Source organism: Nocardia sp. NPDC005978, assembly GCF_040614455.1.
Classification (GTDB): Bacteria; Actinomycetota; Actinomycetes; order Mycobacteriales; family Mycobacteriaceae; genus Nocardia.
Map to the genome: position 1 here is coordinate 104529 of NZ_JBEXUS010000003.1, position 17019 is coordinate 121547.

General features: G+C 70.5%; 15 protein-coding genes and 1 pseudogene. 4 read left to right on the top strand and 12 right to left on the bottom strand.

Features of this window, described 5'->3' with window-relative positions:
• Nucleotides 1–277: 277 nt before the first annotated feature.
• Entirely contained in the window at nucleotides 278–2911 is a 2634-nt protein-coding gene (locus ABZ319_RS02445) for a LuxR family transcriptional regulator (RefSeq protein ID WP_354984496.1), read from the bottom strand.
• 269 nt (nucleotides 2912–3180) lie between these two features.
• Entirely contained in the window at nucleotides 3181–3813 is a 633-nt protein-coding gene (locus tag ABZ319_RS02450; RefSeq protein WP_354984497.1) for a TetR/AcrR family transcriptional regulator, read from the bottom strand.
• 53 nt (nucleotides 3814–3866) lie between these two features.
• Here ABZ319_RS02450 and ABZ319_RS02455 point away from each other — a divergent pair, with 53 nt between their 5' ends.
• Nucleotides 3867–4877: a PHP domain-containing protein gene (locus tag ABZ319_RS02455; RefSeq protein ID WP_354984498.1), complete on the top strand. Its 1011-nt coding sequence runs from the start codon at nucleotides 3867–3869 to the stop codon at nucleotides 4875–4877.
• 60 nt (nucleotides 4878–4937) lie between these two features.
• Here the strand turns inward: ABZ319_RS02455 and ABZ319_RS02460 are convergent, their stop codons facing one another.
• From ABZ319_RS02460 to ABZ319_RS02480, 5 genes and pseudogenes are all read right to left on the bottom strand, one after another.
• Nucleotides 4938–6056: an acyl-CoA dehydrogenase family protein gene (locus ABZ319_RS02460; protein WP_354984546.1), complete on the bottom strand. Its 1119-nt coding sequence runs from the start codon at nucleotides 6054–6056 to the stop codon at nucleotides 4938–4940.
• A gap of 50 nt (nucleotides 6057–6106) precedes the next feature.
• Complete coding sequence (locus ABZ319_RS02465) at nucleotides 6107–7456, bottom strand: FAD-dependent oxidoreductase (RefSeq protein ID WP_354984499.1); 1350 nt, start codon at nucleotides 7454–7456, stop codon at nucleotides 6107–6109.
• Between the two features lie 113 nt (nucleotides 7457–7569).
• Nucleotides 7570–7734 (bottom strand): annotated as a pseudogene (locus tag ABZ319_RS02470) (ferredoxin family protein); the annotation flags it as partial.
• 9 nt (nucleotides 7735–7743) lie between these two features.
• Entirely contained in the window at nucleotides 7744–8730 is a 987-nt protein-coding gene (locus tag ABZ319_RS02475; RefSeq protein WP_354984500.1) for a diiron oxygenase, read from the bottom strand.
• Nucleotides 8731–8880: 150 nt separating this feature from the next.
• Complete coding sequence (locus tag ABZ319_RS02480) at nucleotides 8881–9582, bottom strand: TetR/AcrR family transcriptional regulator (protein ID WP_354984501.1); 702 nt, start codon at nucleotides 9580–9582, stop codon at nucleotides 8881–8883.
• Nucleotides 9583–9816: 234 nt separating this feature from the next.
• On the opposite strand from ABZ319_RS02480, the gene ABZ319_RS02485 reads away from it, so the two are divergent.
• Nucleotides 9817–10500, top strand: coding sequence for an alpha/beta hydrolase (locus ABZ319_RS02485; RefSeq protein WP_354984502.1), 684 nt, complete (start codon nucleotides 9817–9819; stop codon nucleotides 10498–10500).
• Between the two features lie 79 nt (nucleotides 10501–10579).
• Here the strand turns inward: ABZ319_RS02485 and ABZ319_RS02490 are convergent, their stop codons facing one another.
• The gene (locus tag ABZ319_RS02490) at nucleotides 10580–11038 is read right to left on the bottom strand and encodes a helix-turn-helix domain-containing protein (protein ID WP_354984503.1); all 459 of its coding nucleotides are present in this window, start codon (nucleotides 11036–11038) and stop codon (nucleotides 10580–10582) included.
• 86 nt (nucleotides 11039–11124) lie between these two features.
• Here ABZ319_RS02490 and ABZ319_RS02495 point away from each other — a divergent pair, with 86 nt between their 5' ends.
• Together ABZ319_RS02495 and ABZ319_RS02500 are read left to right on the top strand one after the other, a co-directional pair.
• Complete coding sequence (locus ABZ319_RS02495) at nucleotides 11125–12570, top strand: MFS transporter (protein WP_354984504.1); 1446 nt, start codon at nucleotides 11125–11127, stop codon at nucleotides 12568–12570.
• Between the two features lie 29 nt (nucleotides 12571–12599).
• The gene (locus tag ABZ319_RS02500; protein ID WP_354984505.1) at nucleotides 12600–13100 is read left to right on the top strand and encodes a pyridoxamine 5'-phosphate oxidase family protein; all 501 of its coding nucleotides are present in this window, start codon (nucleotides 12600–12602) and stop codon (nucleotides 13098–13100) included.
• 350 nt (nucleotides 13101–13450) lie between these two features.
• On the opposite strand, the gene ABZ319_RS02505 is transcribed toward ABZ319_RS02500, so the two are convergent.
• The 4 genes from ABZ319_RS02505 to ABZ319_RS02520 form a co-directional block, all read right to left on the bottom strand.
• Nucleotides 13451–14602, bottom strand: a complete 1152-nt coding sequence (locus tag ABZ319_RS02505; protein ID WP_354984506.1) for a lipase family protein — start codon at nucleotides 14600–14602, stop codon at nucleotides 13451–13453.
• A gap of 58 nt (nucleotides 14603–14660) precedes the next feature.
• Nucleotides 14661–15665 (bottom strand): hypothetical protein, encoded by a 1005-nt coding sequence (locus ABZ319_RS02510; RefSeq protein ID WP_354984507.1) that lies wholly within the window; start codon nucleotides 15663–15665, stop codon nucleotides 14661–14663.
• A 5-nt stretch (nucleotides 15666–15670) separates the two neighbouring features.
• Complete coding sequence (locus tag ABZ319_RS02515) at nucleotides 15671–15889, bottom strand: hypothetical protein (protein ID WP_354984508.1); 219 nt, start codon at nucleotides 15887–15889, stop codon at nucleotides 15671–15673.
• Nucleotides 15890–15960: 71 nt separating this feature from the next.
• Nucleotides 15961–16944: an alpha/beta hydrolase gene (locus ABZ319_RS02520; protein ID WP_354984509.1), complete on the bottom strand. Its 984-nt coding sequence runs from the start codon at nucleotides 16942–16944 to the stop codon at nucleotides 15961–15963.
• Between the last annotated feature and the right edge of the window lie 75 nt (nucleotides 16945–17019).

The window sequence follows — 17019 nt, forward strand, 5'->3', positions numbered from 1 at the left end:
GCGTGATGAGCCGATCCCGATCGGGGCCGGTTCGGCTGGCTCGACGGCCGGCAACAACCGCCGCACGGGCACCCGCCGCAGCGGAATCAGCCGGCCCCGGGTGCCACGCCGTGCGGAAGCTGGTCGGGTACAACGCCGAAGTACTCGTTGAAGTCGGCTGTCGTCTCGCTGAGGAGCGGCCCACGCGAAAGCCTTGGGGCGGAGCGCTTCCGCCGTGTGCGATCGTGCCGTGTTCGGGACGGGGGCGCTCCGCCGCAGCAACTACGCTGCCGTCCAATCAGGTCGTCAGGCGGAAGCCGTTCTCGAAATCGATGTTGCCCAGATCGCCGCGACCGGCCAGGCCGAGCTTGGCGAAGATGTGGGACAGGTGATTTCCGACCGTTCGGGGGCTTATCAGCAGGCGGGCGGCGATCTCGCGGTTGGTCAGGCCGGTGGCGGCCAGGCGGGCCACCTGAAGTTCCTGTGCGGTCAGTACCTCGATGACCCGTGGGTTCGTCGTCGAGCCGGTGCGGTCACCGGCCATGATGATCTCGCGACCGGCGCGCTCGGACCACGGATGCGCGCCCAGGCGCTGGAAAGCGTTGTGGGCCGGACGCAGTTGTTCCAAGGCCTCGGGGCGGCGGCGTACCCGCCGCAGCCATTCACCGAACTGCAGCTGGATGCGCGCGCGGGCCAGCGGGCGTGCGGCGGGCGCTGCCGCCAGTGCGGCCGCGAACAGCTCCTCCGCCGCGTCATCGCCGGCCAGCAGCGCGCGGACCCGGTGGCTGTCCGCGGTGGCCCAGGCGGCTCCGCTGCTCTCGGCGTGCGCGATCAGCCGGTCGAGATAGCCACGGGCACGGTCGAATCGGCCGATTCGGACGGCGGCCTCCGCGGCGTCGGCCGCGCTCAACACCGCCAGGGTGGGGTGGTGCGCGAAGTGCCCGGGGGTCGCGATCGGGTCCAGTGCCTCGAAGGCGTCGTCCGGGCGGCCCGCACCCAGCGCACCGAGCCCGCGCGCGAAGAACGCTCCGGCGGTGATGGGGTAGTAGCGGCGGGGCGTCGAGAAGGCGAGGGAGCGTTCGGTCAGATCGAACGCGGCGGCCGTGTCACCGCGCAGCGCGGCGATGAGACCCAGCGTGCTGTAACCGTATGCGGGCGTTTGCAAGCCGCCGAAATCCGCGGCCATCGTTATCGCCTCGGACGCGTCGGCGATGGCATCGTCCCACCGGCCCAGCGTGCACAGCAGGATGGCGCGCTGGCACAGCGAATACCCGAGCCAGGTGACGGGACCTTCGGTGCGCATTCGCTCGATACAATCCGAATACTGCCGCAGCGCATGGCTTTCCACGCCGAGTGCGATGGCGACCTCGGCGATCGGCAGCCGGTACGGTGGCAGGTCCGTGCCGTCTGCGATGTCGCGGGCGGCGATCTCGTCCAGCGCACCGGGATCGAGCGGATCCCGCAGCGCCCAGGACGCGCGCAGCGCCAGATGCCGCAGTTCGGCGCCGAAGCGCGGCGCCGTGGATCCGGCATCGCGCAGCAGCATGTGCCGCGCGCGTTCGGGATCGCCGAGCCCCAGTTCCAGCAGACCGGCCAGGCCACCGGCGGCCGCCCCGACCGCCGCCGCGCCCACGCGGTCGTCGGCCGCGGCGAGCAGTTCCCGCGCCGACTCGATATCGCCGCCGTCCCAGGCCGCGCGGGCGGCTCGGGCCAGGCGATGTGCCGCGGCGGTCGTGTCGGGGGACAGCGCGGCGGCGCGGCGATGCAGCCTCGCCGCGGACAGGGCGCCGCCGCGCGCTCCGGCGCGTTCGGCCGCGATGTCCAGCATGGCGGCGATGGACTCGTCCGGTCCGCTCGCGGTGGCCGCGAGATGCCAGTCGTGCCGGTCCGGATCGCTCTCGGCGTACACCCGGGCCAGGGCCACGTGCGCGGCCCGGCGCGCGAGCGGATCGGCGCTCTCGTAGACCGCCGCGCGAATCAGTGGGTGCCCGACGGTGATTCGCCCGTCGGACAGGTGCAGCAGGTCGGAATCCAGTGCGCTCGGCCACTTCTCGGCCGGCACACCGAGCAGCGCCGCCGCCTGCTGCACCGTGCGCGCGTCCGCGCCGTCCGCGGCGGCGGCGACGAGGGCGACGGTGCGGTCCGCGACGGGCAGCGCGCGCAGGCGGGAGTCGAACGAGGCGCGTAGCCGAGGGCCGAGCGCGAGCGGGGAATTGACGGCGGGGCCGAGTTCGGAACCCGCGTCGCGGCTCAATTCCAGTAGCGCGAGCGGGTTTCCGCCGGTGAGCAGCAGCAGTCGCCTGCTCCGCACCGGGCTCAGCGTCGGATGGTGTTCGGCGATCAGCTGTTCGGAGCTGTGGAGGTCCAGCCCCTCGATGGCCAGGCTCGGCGTCGGTTCACCGGTCTCGCTCGCGGTGCCGGGGTGCGTGGCCACCAGCATGAGAACGGATTCCTCGGCGATCCGCCGCGAGACGAAGCGCAGGCAGTTCCGGCTCGGCTCGTCGAGCAGGTAGAGGTCGTCGATCAGGACCAGCACCGGGCGGTCCGCGGACAGCTCCGAAAGCAGGGTCAGCACCGCGACGCCGATGAGCAGCCGGTCCCCGGTGTGACCGCCGAGCCCCAGCGCGCCCCGGAGCACGGCGGCCTGCGCGGGCGGCAGCGCGTCGATGCGGTCGAGCACCGGCCACAGCAGCTGATGCAGTCCGGCGAAGGCCAGTTCGGTCTCGCTGGGCACCCCGCGGCAGTCCAGGACCCGGAAGTCCGTGGCCCGGGAGGCGGCGTAGCGCAGCAGCGCGGTCTTCCCGATACCCGGTTCGCCGACGAGTAGCAGCGCCGAACCCGCGCCCGCTCGCGCCCGTTCCAGCAGCCGGTCCAGTTCCCGGCGTTCCCGGTCGCGGCCGAACAGGTGCGGCGGCGTGCTGTGCTGCGGCATCGGAGAGGAATGCTCCCTTCACGAAGGATCGATGCGGGGCAGGCTCGTGGTCGAGCGTATCCCGGAGCCGCACCCGGACCATTTGTTGAACGAATTCGTCTAACAAATCGCCGATGGTAGCTGGCCGGTGGCGCGAATGCCGCCGGGTTGTCCTAATTGTGATACTGCACGGTCTCACCTTCGGGCATGCGCCGAGGCGCAGCGGGCCGGGTATCCGCGGTCGTTGCCGGCCGGGCTTCGGCGGGCCGAACGCGGGCGGCGCCGGCCCGTCAGCTCGGCGCGGGCGCCAGTCCGGTCAGGAAGCAGGTCAGCGTCTCGATGATGTCGTCGAGTGCGGCCCGCGACGGCGCGGCGCTCCAATTGTGCACCAGCGCCATCAGCGCGCCGACGAATCCCATTGCCGCGGAGGCGTATCCGCCCGGCGGCGTGTAATCCTCGCCGAAGGTGTAGCGCAACTCGGCCTCGGCGAACTGCAACCAGATCCGGCGCTGATCCACCCGGTGCTGTTCCACGCGCGCGCTGACCCCGATGATCTCCACGAACGAGATCGCCGCGCGGCGCGGATCCTGGCCGAGAGATTCGGCGTAGGCGGTGACCGCGATCCGGGCCCGCGCCGCGATACCGGTCGCGTCGGTCTCGGACAGCGCGGTCACCAGCGCGGTCCGCGCGTCGTCCTGGATCATGTCGTACACCGCGAGCAGCAGGTCCTCGCGATTGTCGAAGTGCTCGTACAGCTGCGCCCGAGCCAGGCCGGCGGTCCGGCAGATCGTCGCGATGGAGCTGGTGGCGTAACCGTCGTCGCCGAACACCACCAGCGCGGCGGCGAGGAATTGCCGCCGTCGGTGGGCCCGGCGATCCTCCACCGCCAGCCCGCCGTAGGTACGCACAGTCGAACTCGTCACCCGACAACCGTAGCCGCCGCCCGCCGCGCCGGGCCCGCGCGCACACTGGAGGGATGGATCCGGTCGCCGCACTGCGTGAGATCGCCTACTACAAGGATCGCGCCCGCGAGGAGTCCCGGCGGGTGATGGCCTATCGCCGGGCCGCCGACATCGTCGAAGGACTCGACCCCGCGCAGCGCGAGGCGCTGGGCCGATCCGGCGGCTGGCAGTCCCTGCCCGGCATCGGGCCCAAGACGGCAGCGGTGATCGCCCAGGCGTGGGCGGGCCGGGACCCGGATCTGCTCGTGGAGCTGCGGGCCACGGCCGGGGACCTGGGCGGCGGCGAGCTGCGCGCGGCCCTCAAAGGAGACCTGCACCTGCATTCGAATTGGTCGGACGGCTCGGCGCCGATCGACGAGATGATGTCCGCCGCACAGGCTCTGGGTCACGAGTACTGCGCCCTCACCGATCACTCACCGCGCCTCACGGTCGCCAACGGCCTGTCCGCGGACCGGCTGCGACGGCAACTCGACGTCATCGACGAACTGCGCGAACGCTTCGCCCCGATGCGCATCCTCACCGGCATCGAGGTCGACATCCTGGACGACGGCTCGCTCGATCAAGACGCCGACCTGCTGGCCCGGCTCGACGTGGTGGTCGCGAGCGTGCACTCCAAACTCCGCATGGAACGCGACGCCATGACCAGGCGCATGGTGCGTGCGGTAGCGGGCGGGCAGGCCCACGTCCTGGGCCACTGCACCGGCCGCCTGGTCGAGGGCGCCCGCGGCACCCGCCCCGAATCGGCCTTCGACCCCGACCAGGTCTTCACCGCCTGCCGCGACCACGGTGTGGCCGTAGAGATCAATTCCCGCCCCGAGCGCCGCGATCCACCGTCCCGTCTGCTGCGCCAGGCCCTGGAGATGGGCTGCGACTTCTCGATCGACAGCGACGCCCACGCCCCCGGCCAGCTCGACTTCCTCGGGTACGGCGCCCAGCGCGCCACCGACAACGGTGTGCCCGCCGCCCGCGTCATCAACACCTGGCCGTGGGAAGAGTTGAGCCGCAGGCTGACTCGCGCCGGCTAGCGTCCCGAGCGCCGCCGGTGGACCCGCCCGTCATCACCTCCGGCCAGCCGGGCGGCGAGCTCACAGCGTGCGGGCGATGATCTCCTTCATGATCTCGTTGGTGCCCGCGTAGATCTTCTGCACGCGGTTGTCCACCCACAGCCGGGAGATCGGGTACTCGGTCATGTAGCCGTATCCGCCGTGCAGTTGCAGGCACTGGTCGATGTTGGCCATGGCCCGTTCGCTGGTCCACCACTTGGCCATGGCCACCGTGGGGATATCGAGTTCACCGCGAATATGACGCTCCACGCAGTCGTCGGTGAACACGCGCATGATCCGTGCCTCGGTGGCCACCTCGGCCAGGGTGAACTTGGTGTTCTGGAAGCCGAACACCGGTTTGCCGAACGCTTCTCGCGCCTTGGTGTACGTGAGGGTCTGCGCCAGTGCGGTTTCCACCGCGACGGTGGAACCCACCGCGATGATCAGCCGCTCCTGTGGCAGCTGCTGCATGAGCTGGATGAAGCCCTGGCCCTCGACCGTGCCCAGCAGGTTGGTCGCGGGCACCCGCACGGCGTCGAAGAACAGCTCGGAGGTGTCCTGCCCGCGCTGGCCGATCTTGTCCAGCACCCGGCCGCGCCGGAAGCCGGGCCGGTCGCCCTCGACCAGTATCAGCGAAATGCCCTGTGCGCCTTCGCCGCCGGTCTTGGCCACGACGATGATCAGATCGGCCTGGCCGCCGTTGGTGATGAAGGTCTTCGCGCCGTCCACGACGTACTCGTCACCGTCGCGCACCGCGCGCGTCTTCACGTTCTGCAGGTCGGAGCCGGTACCGGGTTCGGTCATGGCGATCGCGCCCACCACCTCGCCCGAGGCCAGCCGCGGCAGCCAATGCCGTTTCTGCTCCTCGGTGCCGTAGGCGAGCAGGTAGTGCGCGACGATGCCGCTGTGCAGCGCCGCGCCCCACGAGGAGTCGCCGATGCGGGCCTGCTCTTCGATGAGCACGGCCTCGTGTGCGAAAGTGCCACCGCCGCCGCCGTATTCCTCGGGAATCGACATGCACAGCAGACCGAGCGATCCCGCGACCTGCCATAGTTCCCGATCCACGTGGTGCTGGTCGATGAACCGCTCGATGTGCGGGGCGATCTCCTTCTCGCAGAACGAGCGCGCCAGGTCGCGCAGCGCGTCCAGGTCATCGTCCATCCAGCGGGAGCGGTAGGGGGTTGTCACGTGCGGAACTCTTCTCTTCGATGTCAGACGGTCGCGGGTGTGCGGCGAAAAGCGTTGCGCCACCGGCTCTGTGTTGTCGCAGGATCGTCGTTCACTTGTGCGTAGCCGGGGATCCGGCCCGCGAGCAGGGCGTACAGCGCGGCGTCGTCGCGCACGGGGAACCGGGCGGGGTCGCGGCCGGAGTCGGCGAGCAGCGTTTCGACCGTCTCGCGCGAGCACGATTTGTTGGTGCCGAGAAATCCGCTGGGACCGCGCTTGATCCAGCCCGCGACGTAGGCTCCGGCGACCTCCGCGCCGGAGCCGGGATCCACCACTCGCCCGCGCCGATGCGGGACGGTCGCGGTGCCGGCGTCGAAGGGCAGATCGGGCAGGGGAGTGCCGCGATAGCCGACCGACCGCAGTACGAGACCGGTGTCGAGGGTCTCGTAGTCCGGGGTCGTGACCGGCCGTGCGATTCCGTTCTCGTACACGAGTTCGTTGCGGGCCAGCACGATTCCGCGCACGCGCTCGTGCCCGAGTATCTCGCGCGGGCTGCGCAGATACCGCAGGATGACGCGGCGATCGCCGGGCCCGAACGCGCGTCCGGCCTGGGCGCGCGCCAGATCGGCCTTGGCCCATTCGTGCCGGGCCGGTAGCGGGCCCGCGACCTCGTGCGCGTGCCCGGTGAATCCGACTTCCGCCGGGAGGGTACGCAGCACGGCATCGGGATGCCGGACCAGCCCCGCGAGCTCGGGCATGGTGTACGCCGCCTGTTCGACGCCGCGGCGGCCCACCACGACCACCTCGCGGATACGGCTGCGCCGCAATGCTTCCAACGCGTAGGGTGCGATATCGGTCGCGGCCAGCCGTTCGGGATCGGTGGTCAGGACGCGGGCAACATCCAGCGCCACATTGCCGTTGCCGATGACCACCGCGCGTTCGGAACTCAGATCGAACTCCCGGCCCGCGCAGTCGGGATGTCCGTTGTACCAGGCCACCAGTTCGGTCGCCGAGACGCTGCCGGGCAGGTCCTCGCCGGGAATGCCCAGCGGCCGGTCGGTCGCCGCGCCGACCGCGTAGATCACCGCGTGATGGTGCTCGAGGAGTTCGGCGTGGCTGATGTCGCGGCCCACCTCGACGCCGAAGTGATAGCGGAAGCCCTCCTGGCGCGCGATGGTGTCGAACACATCGGTGACCTGCCGGGTGGCGGTGTGATCGGGGGCTACCCCGAAGCGGGCCAATCCGTGCGGCCGGGTGAGACGTTCGAAGACGTTGACGCGAATTCCCCGGTGGCGCAGCAGTTCGTCGGCGGCGTACATCGCGGCCGGGCCGGAGCCCACGATCGCCACGCGCAGTGGTACCCGCGCCGGGCGGACCCGGGGGATCTCGGGCACCGGAGCCATGGCCGGGCGCGGCCGGAGGCCGGCGTAGAAGTCGGCGTGAGCTGAACGAAAACCTGCTGCCCCGCTGTGATTCTGGTGTGCGGGACGATGGCGTCGACGGGGCAGGCCGCCGCGCACGCCCCGCAGTCCACGCAGGCGGCCGGATCGATGTAGAGCATCTCCGCCCGCCCGAAATCGGGTTCGTCGGGCGTGGGATGAATGCAGTTGACCGGGCAGGCGTAGACGCACGAGGCGTCGTTGCAACAGGATTGGGTGATGATGTGCGGCATGGGCGCGGCTCAGTGCGCGGTGCGAGCGGGCTCGCTGCGGTAGCGCGAGACCGGGCCGTCGATCTTGCAGAGCTTCCACAGCAGCCGCGCGACCGGATTCATCAGGCCGAGCTTGTCCGCCAGCATCCGGACGTCGGCGAAGAAGTCGCGCAGGTTCTTCCGGGATTCCGGGCTGCTCCAGAAGATCTCGTCCACTACGTGTTTCGGCACGTCGCAGTCCTCGCGGAACTTGCGCGTGGGCACAGCGATGAGATCGCAGATGATGCGCATGGTCGGCGCGAACAGCAGGGACAGCGCGAATTTGCGGATCCGCCCCATCCGCGGCACCGCGTTCTCCAGGTAGTTGTGCGCGAAGCTGATGTGCCGGGCCTCCTCGGCCACGTGGATCGCCATCACCCGCTGGATCATCGGGTGCGTGTCGCGGCCCGCGCGCAGCAGCAGCTTCTGCCCGTGGTCGATGGGCTCCTCCCCGGCCAGCACCATGACGAAGAACCACTCGGGAAAGATCGAGGCCAGGAACGGGACCAGCGGCCCGACGTAGCGCACCCAGGTCCGCATCCCCGGGGTATCCATGCCGATCCGGTTCACCACCTCCTGGAACATCATGGTGTGGTTGCACTCTTCGATGGATTCGTGTGTGCAGTAGCGGAATTCGGGTGAGCCGTTGGGCACCGAGAACACGTACTGCATGAGCCCGCGGATCAGGATGTTCTCGAATTGCAGGCCGACCTTGGCGATATTGGCCTGGCGCCACATGCCGATCTCGATCTGCCGATCCAGCGGCAGCGCGCGGTACCAGGGGTGCGCGCCGAGCGCGTCCTCCGGGGGCATGACCCAGCGTGGGTCATCGGCTCGGACCGCGAAATCCGGGTGGTCCCAGTCGATGTCGAGGTACGGGTCGAAGCGTTTGTGCACGGACCCGTAGGACAGGGTCGCCAGTGTCTCGGTGTAGTGCGCGTCGGACTGCGCGGCTGCGGTCTGCGTCGTGGAATTCATCCCCAGCACTCCTGATCGAATGAACGTGACACGGTGTCGCGATCACGTCGTGACACGACCGTACCCCGGCGGGGTGGCGTCGAACAAGAGTGATCGCGACATCGTGTCGCAAACAGAATGCGCGGCCGGCCGCGAGCGCGCGGCGGCCGGTCAGGCGTCGGTGGTGGTCCGGTCCAGCAGTTCGCGCAGCGGCAGGTGCGGATCGATCTCGACGCCGTGCGCGCGGGCGTGGCCGTCGATCATGTAGCAGATGGAATCGGTGAGCAGCCGGGTCACCTCGGCCGCCGGATACTCCCTGGGGATGGTTCGCATCCAGCGCGTGATCGCGCCGTCCGCCATGGACACCACGGCGAAGGCGGCGATCTCCACCCCGGGCTCCTGGATGTCGAGCAGCGCCATCGACATGCTGAACAGCGTCGAAACACGTTCCGCGATGGCGGCTTTCGTGCCGGTCACCACCGCGCGCCCGGCCGGGTCATGGCTGCCGGGACCGTGTTCGACCCACTCGTGCAGGCGCGGATGCGCTTCCACCAGCGCCACATACGGCCCGACGATCCCGGAGACGGTGTCGTACAGGCTGTCCGACAGGTCCAGGGTCGGCAGTAGTCGGTCCACATTCGATTCGACCGCGAACTCGCGGGTCTTGGCGTCCAGATCCTTGCGATCGGTGAAGTGCCGGTAGACCACCGACCGCCGGATCCCGGCTCGTTCGGCGATGAGCTGCAGGGGAATCTCGGCCCCGGGCTCGGACTCCTCGATGAGGGCGATCAGGGCCGCCATGATGGCGCGCCGGCGCTCCAGGTTGTGGTCACCCCACCGTCCACCGGGAACGTCCGCGCTTTCCGACACCATCCGCCAAGCATCCCATCCCGGCCGCGTCGGTACCGTCCCCGGTCGGCGGCGTGGTTGTCGCCCACGTCGCCGCGATCTCCGCGCTCGGCCCCGGAACGTCCCGTCCGGGCCCGAGCGGGGAAGATCGCTGTGCGCGACCCGGTTGCAGGTGTCGTCGTGTTCGGCGGCGCGGTCGTGCCGATGGCCGCCGCCCGTGCCCGATCCGGGCTCGCCACTAGTCGGAAAGGAGCGGACATGCCGCTCGAGTCCTCCACCCCGGTGCTGTTCCTCAGCGGCGCGGGGCTGCCCGCGTGGATCTGGGACGCGGTGCGCGCCGAGTTGCCGGTGTCCTCGGTGGTCGCGGAGTATCCCCGGGGTGGCCGGGCGAGCCTGCGGGAGTACGCCGAGGCCGCGCTGGCTCAGGCCCCGGAGGGGCCTTTCGTCCTGGTCGCGCATTCGGCGGGCGGGGCCGTGGCCGGTGAGATCGTCGCGGCCGCCCCCGATCGGGTTGCGGGGGTGCTCGGGGTCGCCGCCTCGATCCCCGTCCCCGGCGGCTCGTTCGTCTCGGCGCTGCCCGTGCCGCAGCGCTATGTCATCGGGCCGATCATGCGCATCGCGGGAACTCGCCCGCCGGAGAAAGCGATTCGCGCCGGCCTCGGCTCCGGGCTGGGGGAGGGCGACCTCACCCGCCTCGTCGCCGATTTCACCCCGGAGTCGCAGCGCCTGTACCGGGATCGCCTGTCCCCGCACGCTTTTCCCGAAAGGGCCGGCTACGTGGTGACAACCGCCGACCGCGAGTTCGCCCCCGCCCTGCAACGCCGCTACGCCGCCCGGCTGACCCCCGCCGCCCCCCGAGAGCTGGCGACGGGCCACCTCCCGATGCTGGAGGACCCGAAAGCGCTGACGCGCATCGTCACCGAGTTCCTCGCGTCGGCCTGATCCGACGGGCCGTCACCACGGTGGCGGCCCGAATCACTCACGATGAGCCAGTGCGCCCGCGCCCTGCCGGTTCCGAACGTCAGTGCGCGAGCGCAACGGGTAGCGCGCCCGACTCGGCCAGTGCCTGCTGCCGGTCGTAGGTGTCTCGCGCCGCGGCGATCTGGTTCTGATGCGCCTCGGTCCAGGTGACCAGCGCCTTGATGGTCGTGTGCAGGCTCGCGCCGAGCGGGGTCAGCGCGTAGTCCACGCGCGGGGGGACCGTCGGGTAGACCGTGCGCTCCACCAGGCCGTCGCGTTCGAGCTGGCGCAGGGTGCGGCTCAGCATCCGCTGGCTCACCCCGTCGATCTTGTACTTGAGTTCGCTGAAGCGCAGGGTCCGCTCCTCGAGGAGCGCGATCACCAGGAGCGACCATTTGTCGGCGACGCGGTCCAGAATCTGGCGCACCTCGCAGTCGTTGCGCGCGTCCCAGTGCACCGCGTACAGGTCAGGGTCGGTATCCCCGCAGTCACCGGGTGACTTGAATGTGCCGTCTTCCATGAGATCGAATCTTGCCCGAAACTTCCCTTGGTAACAAGAAGTAACCGACCCCACGCTGGGGAACCGTTGATCAAGGGAGTTGCACGATGTTGCAATCCAGGCCGCCCGCGGTCTTCACCGACATGTCCGCCCGTGCGTGGGCGGTACTCGCCGTCCTGAGCGGGGCCATCTTCCTCGAGGGCATCGACGTCGCGATGCTCAACGTCGCGCTGCCGTCCATTCGCGCCGATCTGGGCCTGACCACCGGCATGCTCAGCGGCGTCGTCTCCGCCTATGTCCTGGGCTACGGCGGGTTCATGCTGCTGGGCGGCCGCGCCGCGGATCTGTTCGGTCGCCGGCGCGTATTCCTGTTCTGGCTCACGGTATTCGTGGTGTTCTCCGGTCTCGGCGGTTTCGCGACCGAGGGCTGGATGCTGCTGACCGCCCGTTTCGTCACCGGTGTCGCCGCCGCGTTCATGGCGCCGGCCGGGCTCTCGCTGATCACCACCAATTTCGCGGAGGGGCCGGTGCGCAACCGCGCGCTGCTGGTCTACGCGGGAGTGGGTGCGGGCGGCTTCTCGCTCGGCATGGTGGTCGGCGGCGTGCTCACCACCTTCGGCTGGCGCTGGGTCTTCTTCGCGCCGGTGGTGCTCTCGGCGCTGATCCTGGTGGCCGCGCTCGCCCTGGTGCGCGACGCCGAGGGACCGCGGTCCGAGCGCGGCACGGTCGATGTGGTGGGCGCGATCTCGGTGACCGGCGCGATGATGCTGCTGGTGTACGGCGTCGTCCGGCTCGAACACCCGGGTGAGGGGCCCGCACTGACAGCGGCGGTGTTCGCCGCGGGTCTGGCGCTGCTCGGACTCTTCGTGCTCACCGAGCGGCGGGTGGCCGATCCGCTGGTGCGCCTCGGCATCCTGCGCAATCCGAACCTGGTGCGCACCAACGTGATCGCCCTGCTGTTCATCGGCTCCTTCGCCGGCTTCCAGTTCCTGGCGGCGCTGTACTTCCAGGAGTTGCGCGGCTGGAGCACCATGGAGACCGGTTTGGCCATGGCCGTGATCGGCATCGACGCGATTCTCGCGCCGCTGCTCACCCCGAAACTGGTGGAACGCTTCGGCAACGGCCGGGTGGTCTTCGGCGGCGTCGTCATCGCCGCGGTGGCCTACCTGCTCCTGCTGCCCATGGGTCTGGACACCGCCTACACCGCGATTCTGCCCGCGCTCATCCTGCTCGGCATCTCCTTCGCCCTGGTCTACGGCCCGCTGACCATCGCGGGTACGGACGGCATCGACGAGCGGGAGCACGGCCTGGCGGGCGGGCTGCTCTACACCGCCTTCCAATTCGGCTTCGCCCTGGGCGTTTCCGCGGTCACCGCGGTGCACGTGGCCGCCATCGCCTCCGGCGCGAGCGGGATGGACGCGATTCGCTCGGCCCTGTTCGTCCCGGTGATCGCCGTGGTGCTCGCCGGCCTGCTCGGCGCCTTCGGCCTGCGCCGCGGCACCGGCTCCACGGCAGCCGAGCCCGCCGAGATCACCGCCACCGCCACGGCCTGACCACTGTTCGATTCGAGAGGAAGATCGACATGACCGCCAAGACAACGGCTTTCGCCGATATCGAGACCCAGTTCGACGACTACATCGGCGAAACCGTCTATGCCCACATGGTGACCGTGGATCGCAAGAACCGCCCTCGCGCCCGGGTGCTCATCCCGGTGTGGGAGACGGTGGACGGCAACCCCGTCGGCTGGCTCGCCACCTACCGCACCCCCGTCAAGGAGGCGCACCTGGCGAACAACCCGAACACCACGTTCTCCTACTGGAATCGCAAACAGAACTCGGTGCACATCGACGCCACCGCCGACTGGATTCCCTTGGAGGACTTGACCACTCGTCAGCACGTCTGGAATCTGTACCTGAACACCAGCCCCCGGGGCGCGGGCTATCCGCTGAGCAATTTCTGGACCGGCATCGAAGATCCGAAGCTGCACATGCTGAAGCTCGACCCCTGGCGCATCCAGGTGATTCGCGGCCGGGACCTGCGCAGCACGCTCTGGCAGGCCCCCGCCGAGGTGGCCGTCCGCTGAGCCCCCCGTGTCACGGTCAGCCGAAAGGCCCGGCCCCGCAACCTATTCGGTGCGGCTCCGGGCCTTTCCCGTGTGAACGGCGGGAATCCGCCGCTCGGCCGGCACGTCGGCGAATCCGCCGGCCCACACGCCGATTCGGCTCCACGGTTCATCCGGCGACGGGATTCGCACGGCCCACTCGGGTGGCCCGGCCGAGGCGGCGGCCCGCTGGGCCCGCATGGCGCTGCCAAGCGAAAGAAGCTGTACCGCAACCGATTCAATCCGGATCCGGGCCTCCCGTGTGGGCGAAGCGGTGTCCGGTGGTCGGGTTCGACACCGCACCCGCCGAGTGGGCGCCGCAGCGCTTCGGGTCAGGCGGCGCGGCGCCGGCGGCGACCCTCGCCGAGCTGCCCGGCCAGCCAGGGCACGGCCACCCGCGTATGTGCCGGGCCCGCGGTCAGGTGTTCCAGCCCGCGGAAGCCCCGGAAGGTGACATCGACCCCGAGCCGGGTCCAATCGTCGCGCAGGACCGGGGCCTGCGCGTAGCCGAGCACCTGGTCCCGCTGCCCGTGGGTGAGCAGTACCGGCGCGGCCGGTGCGATCCCGCCGAGCCGGTTCTCCCGGAACCGCGCCAGCCAGTCCGGGTGCGCCATCAGGTCCTCGGTCAGATACCGGTGCCGGTCGAAGCGGAACGGCAGCCCGGTCAGGATCTGGGTGACGATGTGCGTATCCGCCAGGCGCGCGGCCATTTTCCGCCCGGCCGGGGTGAGGTAGCCGTCGAGGTCCAGCTCCGGATACGCGACGTCCATCCCGAGCGCGGTGTACGCGAGCAGCCAGGCAAACCGCCCGCCGTCGAGGAACTCGCCCTGGAATTCCAGATCCGCGGCCACCCCGCCGAGCGCGGCCGCGGCCAGCGGGATGTCGGGTGCGTAGGTGGGCTGGAGCTGTGCGGCCCAGCCCGCCGCGGTCCCGCCTTCGGAATAGCCGAACAGCGCCGCCGGTCCCTCCGGCGGCAGCGCGGCCGCCTCCAGCTGCCGCGCGGCGCGCATGCTGTCGAGCACCGCCGGCCCCAGCGCGCGCCCGACGATGTAGGGGTGCCGCCCCGAAGCGCCGAGTCCCGGATAGTCGGTGAGGGCGACGGCCCATCCCCGCCGCAGCAGCGCCATGATCAGCGCCGTCTCGTACTCGAGCCCGGTGAGCAGTTGCAGTGACGGCGCGCAATGGGCTCCGTGTCCCTGCGTGCCGATCGCGTAACCGATCAGCGGCCGCTGCCCCGGATACGGCCGGCGCGGCACCAGCACCGTCCCGGAGACGTCGATGGGCGCGCCCAGCGCGGTGGTGCTGGTGTACAGCACGCGCCACGCGTGCGCCCGCAGGGCGATGCCCGGCAGCAGCCGCGCGATCATGGGCTCGGCGCGCACGAGGGTTCCGGGCGGCCCCGCCGCCACGCCGCCCGCCGCCGGACGGTAGAAGTCGCGGTGACGCAGGGCAGCCGCGCGCAGCGGCGTGGTCGGCCGCCGCATCAGCGCGCCTCGGACGGCTGATCGTGCCCGCTCAGCACATCGGTGATGGTCGAGCATCTCATCGTGCGGCCTCCGTCAGCTGATCGGCGGGTTCGGGCAGGGTGGCGGCGATCCAGCCGCGCAGCTCCTCGCCACCGTACGACGCGATGGCGAGCAACGCCGTCCGGTGCTCGTCCGCGCCGGCCGCCGCAGCCAGCTTTTCGACCGTCTCTCGTTCGGCCAGTGCCGGAAGCTGGGCGAGACCGGTGAGGACCGAATCATCAAGTGCGGCAAGGCAGGTGAGCAACTCACCTTGCGCGCCCGCGGCGTGCGCGGCGGTGAACAGGATGCCGGTCTCGACATCGGGTCCGCTGAACAGCGTGTCGCACAGCTCACGCCCGATATCGGAGTTCAGCCTGGCGAGCACGGACAGCCCGGCCAGTGCCGTCGCCGTGTCGCCGGAGGTCGCCGCGCGCAGAATCCGGTCGCGGCGTCCGGGCGGCAGCAGCCGGATCACATGCGCGAGCCGCTCGGCGGACGAGCTGAGCGCGGCCGTGCGCAGCAGCCCGGCGTCGTCGTCGATGCCGCGCTCGAAGTCCGCGATCAGCTCGTCGGGCGCGTGGTCCAGAAAGCTCGCGGCGGTCACGTAGTCCCGCCGGGCGAGCAGTTCGTTCGCGGCCGGAATGAGCACCGCGGCCGGGATGCGCGGTGCGAGGACCGCGATGGCGCGCGGATCCAGGAACGGCGCGGCATCGGCCATATAGGTCGTGGTCAGCGCGCCGAGCAGCCCCGCCGCGCGATCGGGGTGGTCGATGCCGATCGCGCCGCCCGCGCGACCGGCGACCTCCGGTGGCACCGCCTTGAGCGCCACCTTGGCGGCCAGCGCATTCGGAATCAACGGGGCCAGCTTCGACACCCGCGCGAAGGTGTCGGCGTGCGCGTCGTACAGCAGCGCCGAAATCCGTTCGCGCAGTGCGCGAATGTCGTCCGCGCCCAGCCGGGCCAGCGATTCCAGCTCGGCCGCCGGGGCGGCCACGGTCTGGGCCAGCAGGTCGAGCTGGCCACGGGTCACCAGGTCGGTCATCGTGCTCACTTTCCGAACAGAATCGAGCGGGCGGGCCTGCGCAGCAGCGCGGGCAGCACCCCCAGGGCCGAATCCATCGCCTGGAACAGGCTTTCGTGCTGATCGGTCCGGGCCTGCCGCAGGTGGCGCAGCAGGAGTTCGGCCTCCCGGTCGGTGAGCGCGTCCAGTACGGTGCGCGGCTCACCCCCGAGTTCGGTGTACAGCTCGGCCCTGGGGTCCGTCATTCGGGCGATGCTCCTGTCGGGTTGATCGCACGGTGGTGCGATGAATGATGCTCGGGCAATGCGGTTCTCGCTCAGGCCGTGCGGGACAACCGCGGCCCGGCGAGCATGCGGTCGACGAAACCGGCGATCTCGCCGAGCGCGCGGGTGGCCTCCGGGACGAAACCGGATGCCGCCTGGAACACGTGCACCTGACCGGGCCAGGTCTGCAGTTCGGTGTGCACACCGTGGGCGCCGAGACGCTCGGCGAGCAGAACCGCGTCGGGATAGACCATTTCGTCGCGGCTGGCCTGAATCAGCGTCGGCGGCAACCCGGTCAGGTCGCAATGCGCGGGTGACTCCAGCGCCGTGTCGCGAACGGCCGCGCGCACGAACTCGCCGAAGATCGGCACCATGGCGGAGGGGAACACCGCGCAGGTGGCCGCCGACGGCGCTGCCAGTTTGGCGGTGAAATCCCAGTCCGCCAGGGGTGCCATGGCCACCAGCGCGGCGGGCGCGGGCAGCCCTCGGCGCTTGATCTCGATGGCGGTCATCATGGTCAGATAGCCGCCCGCGGAATCGCCCATCACCACGATTTCCGCAGGGTCCGCTCCCGAATCCAGGGCGTGCCGGTACGCGTCGACGCAGTCCGAGACCGCGTCGGCGATGGTGTGCCGGGGCAGTTTCCGGTACTGCACGCTCAGCATCTGCGCGCCGAGCAGCGTCGCCAGGCGACCGACCATGTGCCGATGCAGTTGACGACCCCCGACCAGGAACGCGCCACCGTGCGCGTAGACGACGAACCGCCCGCCCACGCGTCGTGCCGGGGTGGTCAGCGTTGCGGAACAGTGCGGGAGCGAACGGATTTCGCGTTTCACCCCGCGCACCGGCGGCAGCACACGGCCGAGCTGATCGACAGCCGGGTAGGGCCAGCGCCGCTGTGGACCGCGCGACCACACGTTGATGACGGGTTTGACGGTGCCGCGCACGAACGCGTGCACCATCCGACCCTGTCGACTCACCCCGTCGAAATCGGTGCGCGCGAACGCCGCTGCCGCGTCCATGAATTCGGAGCCCATGCCCCTGCCTCCCTCTGCTGCGAAACGGCGGCGCGCCGGTGCGCCGTCGTCGCGGTTCCGCCGAGGATGCACCGC